We start from the raw sequence: 8,244 nt of genomic DNA, 5'->3' as shown, positions 1-8,244 counted from the left end.
CTGGCACACCGCATTCGCGAGCAAGCCCGCTCCCACATTTGGATTGGGTTTCCAATTCAATTCAGGAGCTAATCATGCGAATCGGACTAGTTGGCTACGGCCACGGCGGGCGCTTTTTTCATGCGCCGCTGATTGCAACCTTGCCCGGCGCCACGTTTGTCGGCGTTGTCACACGCTCAGCCGAGCGCCGGCAACAATTGAACACTGATCATCCCGGTGTGAAAGCCTTCGACTCCATTGGCCAGATCGTTGAGGCCGGCGTCGACGCCCTGGTCATTTCCACCACGCTCAAAGGCCGTCCGGCGCTGGTCTTGGAAGCCATCGAACACGGCATCGCCGTGGTCAGCGACAAACCTTTTGCCGCCAATGCTGAACAGGCCCAGGCACTGATCACCGCCGCCGAGCGCCAAGGTGTGCTGCTGAGTGTCTATCAGAACCGACGTTGGGATTCGGATTACCTGACGTTACGCAAACTCATCGACGCTGGCGCCCTGGGCGAGATCACCCGGTTTGAATCCCGGGTCGAACGCTACAGCCCACACGCCGTGGGCAATGCCAGTGGCGGCGGCTGGTTGCGAGACTTGGGCAGCCATCTGGTGGACCAGGCGCTGCAGCTGTTCGGCCCAGTGGATCGCGTATTCGCACAATTGCAGTTCAGCCCGGAACACCCAACGCTCGACCACGGTTTTTTTGTTTCCCTGACCCACACCAACGGCGTGATTTCCCACCTGTGGGGCAGTGCGCTGCAAAACAGCCAGGCGCCGCGCTTTAGGGTAAGCGGCACCTTGGGTTGTTACACCGTGGAGGGCCTGGATGGTCAGGAAGACGCACTGATGGCCGGCAAGTCCCCCAAAACCGAAGGCGAGCATTGGGGCGCAGAAGAACACCGGCGCTGGGGTTGGTTCGAGCAAGGGGTGGAGCGGGAGCGGGTGCCGTCGGAGAAGGGTTGCTGGACGCAGTTCTACCGTCAGTTGCAACGCGCTGTACAAGGCCTGGGAACACTACCGGTCGACGCCTATGATGCGCTGGAAACCACCCGTATATTGGACGCCGCACGTCTCAGCGCCGAGCGCCAGCAGGTGGTTCCAACAAAAATAGAATAAAATTCTAAAATGTGTTGATGTGGAAATTATTTTCCAATAAAGTCTTTTCCAGGTTGCAAAAAGTACGTTCGAACTCGATTCGTGCGACTCAACAAAAACAAGATCAAAAACAACCAGGTACCGTCAGATGAAAATCTTCAACGCTGTACTGCGAGTTTTACGCCCCGTCTTTGCGTCACGCGGTCTGCCCCGCGCCCGCCCGTTTTATTTTTCCTTCCTTAATGTGCTGTGTGTCGAAAACAAAGGCGCGCTGGTGTGCTGCATCCCGGGCGCGCCGGTGGTCCGACTGCCCGTCGAGCTCTGATAAACGCAACGTCCAAAAAACCAACAAGAATGTGGAGACAGACCGTTCATGAAGACCCCGATCCGTTTCACCGCGCTGGCCCTGTCCATGCTGCTGGCCAGTAGCTTCGCCTCGGCTGCCGATCTCAAGATCGGCGTGAGCATGTCGCAGTTCGATGACACCTACCTGACCAACGTGCGTGAGTTCATGGTCGAGCAAGCCAAGTCCTATCCGAAGGGCGACGGTGTGCAATTGCAATTCGAAGACGCTCGTGCCGATGTGGTCAAGCAACTGAGCCAGGTCGAGAACTTCATCAGCCAGAAAGTCGACGCCATCATCGTCAACCCGGTGGACACGGCGTCTACGGCAAGAATCAGCAAGGAAGCGACCGAGGCTGGCATTCCGCTGGTGTACGTCAACCGTCGACCTGACCAGAAGGACCTGCCCAAAGGTGTCGCAGCCGTGACCTCCAATGATGTAGAGGCCGGCCGCCTGCAAATGCAGTACATCGCCGACAAACTGGGTGGCAAGGGCAAGATCGTGATCTTGCTCGGTGACTTGGCGAACAACTCCACCACCAACCGCACCAAGGGCATCAAGGAGATCCTGGCCAAGTACCCGGACATCAAGATCGAGCAAGAGCAGACCGGCATCTGGCTGCGTGACAAGGGCATGACCCTGGTCAACGACTGGCTGACCCAAGGCCGTGCGTTCAATGCCGTGCTCGCCAACAATGATGAAATGGCCATTGGTGCCGCCATGGCCCTGAAGTCGGTCGGCACCAAGCCCGGCAGCATATTGATCGCGGGTGTCGATGGCACGCCGGATGGCTTGAACGCGATTTCCAGGGGCGAGATGACGGTGTCGGTGTTCCAGGACGCAAAAGGCCAGGCGGACGGTTCGGTAGAGGCGGCACGCAAGATGGCCAAAGGCGAAACGATCGAACAGAACATTGTCATCCCGTTCAAGTTGATCACCCCGGACAACCTCAAAGACTTCAAGTAGCCCTGTCATAACAACAATAAGCCGGCAGGGCGGTCACGGCCGCCTTGCAGATGGAGTGCCTTTCTATGCTCGCTCAAGCGACTGCTTCGCAGCCTTCCGGTATCCAGCCTGTCGAGCTGGAAGAACCCTACCTGTTGGAAATCGTCAACGTCAGCAAAGGCTTTCCTGGTGTCGTGGCCCTGGACGATGTGCAACTGCGGGTGCGCCCAGGCACAGTGCTGGCGCTGATGGGCGAGAACGGCGCGGGCAAGTCGACGCTGATGAAAATCATCGCCGGTATCTATCAACCCGATGCCGGCCAGATTCGCCTGCGGGGCAAGCCGGTCAAGTTCGAAACGCCCTTGGCGGCGCAGAAGGCCGGGATTGCGATGATTCACCAGGAACTCAACCTGATGCCCCACATGAGCATCGCCGAGAATATCTGGATCGGCCGCGAGCAGCTCAACAGCCTGCACATGGTCAACCACCGCGAAATGCACCGCTGCACTGCCGAGTTGCTGGCACGCTTGCGCATCAACCTGGACCCCGAAGAACAGGTGGGCAACCTGAGCATTGCCGAGCGGCAGATGGTCGAGATTGCCAAGGCAGTGTCCTACGACTCCGACATCCTGATCATGGATGAACCGACGTCGGCCATTACCGACAAGGAAGTGGCCCACCTGTTTTCGATCATTGCCGACCTCAAGTCCCAAGGCAAAGGCATCGTCTACATCACGCACAAAATGAACGAAGTGTTCGCCATCGCCGACGAAGTGGCGGTGTTCCGTGACGGTCAGTACATCGGCCTGCAACGTGCCGACAGCATGAACAGCGACAGCCTGATCTCGATGATGGTCGGCCGCGAGCTGAGCCAGTTGTTCCCGGTGCGCGAGACGCCTATCGGCGGGTTGTTGTTGTCGGTGCGTGACCTGACGCTGGACGGTGTGTTCAAGGATGTATCGTTCGACTTGCATGCCGGTGAAATCCTCGGCATTGCCGGGCTGATGGGCTCCGGGCGGACCAACGTGGCGGAAACCATTTTTGGCATCACCCCCAGCAGCAGCGGGCAGATAACCCTCGACGGCAAAGCCGTACGTATCACTGACCCGCACATGGCGATTGAAAAAGGCTTCGCGCTGCTGACTGAGGATCGCAAGCTCAGTGGCCTGTTTCCGTGCCTGTCGGTGCTGGAAAACATGGAAATGGCGGTGCTGCCGCATTATTCGGGTAACGGCTTTATCCAGCAGAAGGCCCTGCGGGCGTTGTGCGAAGACATGTGCAAGAAGCTGCGGGTGAAAACCCCGTCCCTTGAGCAGTGCATCGACACTTTGTCCGGCGGCAACCAGCAGAAGGCGCTGTTGGCGCGCTGGCTGATGACTAACCCTCGGCTGCTGATTCTCGATGAGCCGACCCGGGGTATCGACGTCGGCGCCAAGGCTGAGATCTATCGCTTGATTGCCTTCCTCGCCAGTGACGGCATGGCGGTCATCATGATTTCTTCGGAGCTGCCTGAAGTGCTGGGCATGAGCGACCGGGTCATGGTGATGCACGAAGGCGAACTGATGGGCACCCTGGATCGTGCGGATGCGACCCAGGAAAAAGTCATGCAGCTGGCTTCCGGTATGACGGCAGTCCACTGACGTACAGAATAAGAAGGTGATGGGCTATGAACGCGATAACAGAAAACAAGCCGGCCACGGCACCGGTCAAGAACCGCCGACGCATGCCCACCGAGCTGAGCATTTTCCTGGTGCTGATCGGCATCGGGCTGGTGTTTGAGCTGTTCGGCTGGATCGTGCGTGACCAGAGTTTTTTGATGAACTCCCAGCGGTTGGTGCTGATGATCCTGCAGGTGTCGATCATTGGCCTGCTGGCGATTGGCGTGACCCAGGTGATCATCACCACGGGTATCGATTTGTCCTCGGGGTCGGTGCTGGCGCTGTCGGCGATGATCGCGGCCAGTCTGGCGCAGACTTCCGACTTTTCCCGGGCAGTCTTCCCCAGTTTGACTGATCTGCCGGTATGGATTCCGGTGGCGATGGGGCTAGGCGTGGGACTGTTGGCGGGGGCGATAAACGGCAGCATCATCGCCGTCACCGGTATTCCACCGTTCATTGCCACCCTGGGCATGATGGTCTCGGCCCGTGGTCTGGCACGCTATTACACCGAAGGCCAGCCGGTGAGCATGCTCTCGGATTCGTATACCGCGATTGGTCATGGCGCCATGCCGGTGATTATCTTCCTGGTGGTGGCGGTGATCTTCCACATCGCCCTGCGCTACACCAAGTACGGCAAGTACACCTACGCCATCGGCGGCAATATGCAGGCGGCGCGTACTTCGGGGATCAACGTCAAGCGCCATCTGATCATTGTCTACAGCATCGCCGGCTTGCTCGCCGGGCTGGCCGGTGTGGTGGCCTCGGCACGCGCTGCCACTGGCCAGGCCGGCATGGGGATGTCTTATGAACTGGATGCGATTGCTGCGGCAGTGATCGGCGGCACCAGCCTGGCGGGCGGAGTAGGGCGCATTACCGGCACGGTGATCGGTGCGCTGATCCTTGGGGTGATGGCCAGCGGGTTTACCTTTGTCGGTGTGGATGCGTACATCCAGGACATCATCAAGGGCCTGATCATTGTGGTGGCGGTGGTGATCGACCAATACCGCAACAAGCGCAAGCTTAAACGTTAATGCGGCAGTGGCACGCGGCAAGCGCTTAAGGCTTACCGCGTGCCAGTGCTTTCAAAGCGCCAGTGGCAAGAACCAATGTTCAGCCAGGGCGCGGCTGATTGCTCCTCGATGCACATCCACCACGCTTTGCGGGTTCTGTGCCTTGGCCAGCAGCGAGTAATAACTTTCCCTGCGCTGATCTTTGGTTTTCAGATGAGCCACGTTGAACTCACCTTTGGGCGTTGCCATTTCGGGGTAGTGGAAATGGGCATACCAGAGTGGGAAGCCACGTTTGTCATTGACAGCATATTCCTGAATGAAGTCCTGCCGCCCTCCGCGTAACGGCACCCTGCTGCCCAGGCTGGCGAGTTGTATACGGTCTTGCGCCAGCAAATATTCAACGTGGCTGCCGGTGGGGGGGAGCGCAAGGGAGCGTTCGATGCGCAGCTCTGTGCCTTTGGCGATCAAACTGGCGTAAGCGCCCCGCAGGTTGTCCGCAAGTGTCTGATCTGCGGGCACGCGCTGGCTTTCGGGTAAGGCCTGGATGGCGCGCTCCAATTCGCCTGCCAGCGTATCGAAACGCTGCGCTTGGTAGGTCAGGCTTTCTTCAATCTCTACTGGAAAGCGCGAAACCTGTGCGTAACGTTGCTCGCGGCTGATGATCGTATTCAGCTCATTGAGGAGCTTTCGCGCCTCGCCTTTGACCACACTTAGTCTTCGCGTCCCGGGGGGGACTACGGGCACCGTGGAGCCATGCTCTTCCCGGATCTCGTCCCATGCTGTTTCGTGTTGCGAATAGGTGCCGAGCAGGCGCTCATCGTGCTCGGAGCGCACCTCGACCACATCAATGGGCAAGCCACTGCCGGCGGGTTTCAAATCGCCGATCAAGATGCCTTGCTTGCGGGTCTTGATGACTTTTTTCTGTGGACGGCCGGTTGTAGACAGTGGCCGCTTCGGAGGGTGTAGAGTCGGCTTCGATTGTGGCTTCACTTCACTTGCCAACTGCTGCACGACGTCTTGATACAACGAATCCACTAACGCTTGAGTCCTGCGGAAATACTCCGCCTCCAAGTACTCACCATGCACCAACGCCATGCCTTGCAGTGAGTCCACAGCTTGACCGTAATGCTCAAGCAGGCTTTCCAGCACCTCCACTCGGTCACTTGGCGATAGGTTGAGTGCGTTGAGTTCGCTGTGGGTGCGCAGTTGCGGTGCGAGTGGTTCAAGTGTGGCGTCCAGATGATTGTTGAAAAAGCCTTGCTGCCAGTGTTTTTGGCTCAAGAACTTATAGTTTTGCAACTGTGAGTTTTTGATGGCCAACGCGCCGATTTCGTCTGGGCGGCCTTGAGTCAGACGGTTGTAGCTAACCAAACCAGGTTCACCCAGATTGAACAACTCCAGCAGATAGCGATCCTTGAGTTCCAAGGCGTTGATCTGGCGCTCATTGATTTGGCTTATGTCCTTGAGGAACTGTGAATAGCGAGTGGGGTTGGCAAGAATGCTTGGCAGCGCTTGAGCATATGGAGCGGTCAGCTCGCGGTTCTCGTTGTAAAGCGCCTGGCGGTTCATGTCGGCAACCACCACCGATTTGCGTAGGTTGTTTACGCTATTTTCCAGGAGCACGGCGGCGACGGCTGGAGGCAGCGGTATTTCCAGTTGACGGCGCTCCTCTCGACTGTCGAGCAGGTGCTGGTAGGCCGCAGTTTGTTCATGCAAGGCTTTGTCGAAGTTATTGCGGGTGTTGGCGCGGGCCGAATCGGTGTACTTGGGATCGCTGGCGGCGAGCCTCATCAATTGTTCTGCGGTGTCGACTTTGGCCTGTAATATTTGTTGCTCGCTTTTGATGTTGACCTGCACACCTTGACGCATTTCTTGCCTTGGACTCAGGAAACGCTCGCGTTCATTTTCCAGCTGCCGCCTGCGTTGAGCTTTGTGTTCGAGCACCGCAGCAATGCGTTTGAGCGGCATGCCGCCGCTCAAACGTAACCTCAAATCCAAGGACCAGGTGCCTTGATCGTCTGATTTCAGGTAAGGACCCTGGCGGTGTGTGTCGACAGGGTCAACAATCACGACCCCGCCTTCGGAGAGCAGTTGCACCTGATACCAGCGGCCATCGATCAGCGCGTACCAGTCATTAAGGTGGTTGTAGAGCCCACGGCGACTGCCACTGAGCACAGGGCTGGGCAGCACTTCGGGTTTGGGGGCCTGGAACTGCCACAACCGTTGTTGTTGGCTGGGGGTGAGTTGGTTACGGGCGTTGGAAAAGCTGAAGTCGAGCTCGGTTTTTTTCAGGCCCAGCCCAGTGATATCCGGTAACACGGGGGCCGGTTCGATGACGGGGGCCGGATGGGGCGGCCAGCGCCCTCCATCGCGGCGTTCCAGTTGCGAGTACAGGATCTGCCAGCGAATGTCCGGAAACAAGGTGCTGGGAGCGCGCGTCCAGGAAGGGGCCAATTCAAACATCACCATGCCCACGTTCATCAGCACATCCACCCACGCTAACTCTCGGGTGACCGGGTCGTGACTATTAAGGCCGGGAATATCGCGACTGGCGCTGACCATTAAGTTTAGCAACCAACCGGCCAGCATGAATGGTCCTCGCGTTAAAGGCAGCAAAAGCGTGTTGAAGATCAGCCCGGCCCCTTCCAGAAACACGCGCCAGCGACTTTCGGTGTTGGACACCGATGTGCGCTCGGCCTGGTCGACTAATGCCCGTGCATTGGCACCGTACAAGTACTGCATCAAACGCCCGTTGGACAAGAATTGCAGAAGCTCATCGCTGGCGCCGTCGAGTGCCAGCGTGGCCGGTACAGGGGCCTCAGGCGTTTCGAACTCATCCCCGACACCGAACCTGACGTAATGCGGTTGCAAGAAACCACCGTTGTCATAGATCGGACGTGCGCTGTCGGATAGCCAGGTCAACACACTGGTTTGTAGCTCGCCGGGGGTGGCGATGGCCTCCATCAAGCGCTCACGACTGGCAAACTGTTGCAACATGTCGGCATACAGTGGTCGATACAACAGGTGCGGACCGCCTTGGCCGTTTTCCGGTTCGATGATGTACATGTTGGTGACTGCATCTGCCAGCGCATTGGGCTTGCGCAACAGCGCAAGCTGACGGATCACGATGCTTTTGCCGGCGACCTGGCGCTGCGTCGCATCTTGCCCCATCAGCGCGGCGACATAGGCGGCGCCCAGTGCTGTGA

6 protein-coding genes are annotated in these 8,244 nt (G+C 58.2%); 5 read left to right on the top strand and 1 reads right to left on the bottom strand.

What is annotated here, in order from left to right; translation table 11 throughout:
• The first annotated feature begins 74 nt into the window (after nt 1–74).
• The 5 genes from ACRESD_RS16425 to ACRESD_RS16405 all read left to right on the top strand — a co-directional run bounded on the left by ACRESD_RS16425 (nt 75) and on the right by ACRESD_RS16405 (nt 5,059).
• Complete coding sequence (locus ACRESD_RS16425) at nt 75–1,103, top strand: Gfo/Idh/MocA family protein (RefSeq protein ID WP_431751890.1); 1,029 nt, start codon at nt 75–77, stop codon at nt 1,101–1,103.
• Nucleotides 1,104–1,230: 127 nt separating this feature from the next.
• A complete protein-coding gene (locus tag ACRESD_RS16420) occupies nt 1,231–1,407 on the top strand; it encodes a hypothetical protein (protein WP_431751889.1) in 177 nt (58 codons plus the stop codon).
• Nucleotides 1,408–1,455: 48 nt separating this feature from the next.
• Nucleotides 1,456–2,391 carry a sugar ABC transporter substrate-binding protein gene (locus tag ACRESD_RS16415; RefSeq protein ID WP_431751888.1) on the top strand — a complete coding sequence of 312 codons (936 nt, stop codon included), beginning with the start codon at nt 1,456–1,458 and terminating at the stop codon, nt 2,389–2,391.
• Nucleotides 2,392–2,456: 65 nt separating this feature from the next.
• Nucleotides 2,457–4,010 (top strand): sugar ABC transporter ATP-binding protein, encoded by a 1,554-nt coding sequence (locus ACRESD_RS16410; RefSeq protein WP_431751887.1) that lies wholly within the window; start codon nt 2,457–2,459, stop codon nt 4,008–4,010.
• Between the two features lie 26 nt (nt 4,011–4,036).
• Nucleotides 4,037–5,059, top strand: a complete 1,023-nt coding sequence (locus ACRESD_RS16405; protein ID WP_431751886.1) for an ABC transporter permease — start codon at nt 4,037–4,039, stop codon at nt 5,057–5,059.
• 51 nt (nt 5,060–5,110) lie between these two features.
• Here the strand turns inward: ACRESD_RS16405 and ACRESD_RS16400 are convergent, their stop codons facing one another.
• Nucleotides 5,111–8,236 carry a dermonecrotic toxin domain-containing protein gene (locus ACRESD_RS16400; protein WP_431751891.1) on the bottom strand — a complete coding sequence of 1,042 codons (3,126 nt, stop codon included), beginning with the start codon at nt 8,234–8,236 and terminating at the stop codon, nt 5,111–5,113.
• Nucleotides 8,237–8,244 lie beyond the last annotated feature (8 nt).

The organism is Pseudomonas sp., assembly GCF_050739995.1.
Classification (GTDB): Bacteria; Pseudomonadota; Gammaproteobacteria; order Pseudomonadales; family Pseudomonadaceae; genus Aquipseudomonas.
Note: the sequence above shows the minus strand (reverse complement) of the source record. Positions and strands in the feature narration are given on the sequence as shown.

What these genes read in the sequence shown, in the direction of transcription:
- ACRESD_RS16425 (WP_431751890.1), top strand. Translation starts at nt 75, where the DNA reads ATGCGAATCGGACTAGTTGGCTACGGCCACGGCGGGCGCTTTTTTCAT.
- ACRESD_RS16420 (WP_431751889.1), top strand. Translation starts at nt 1,231, where the DNA reads ATGAAAATCTTCAACGCTGTACTGCGAGTTTTACGCCCCGTCTTTGCG.
- ACRESD_RS16415 (WP_431751888.1), top strand. Translation starts at nt 1,456, where the DNA reads ATGAAGACCCCGATCCGTTTCACCGCGCTGGCCCTGTCCATGCTGCTG.
- ACRESD_RS16410 (WP_431751887.1), top strand. Translation starts at nt 2,457, where the DNA reads ATGCTCGCTCAAGCGACTGCTTCGCAGCCTTCCGGTATCCAGCCTGTC.
- ACRESD_RS16405 (WP_431751886.1), top strand. Translation starts at nt 4,037, where the DNA reads ATGAACGCGATAACAGAAAACAAGCCGGCCACGGCACCGGTCAAGAAC.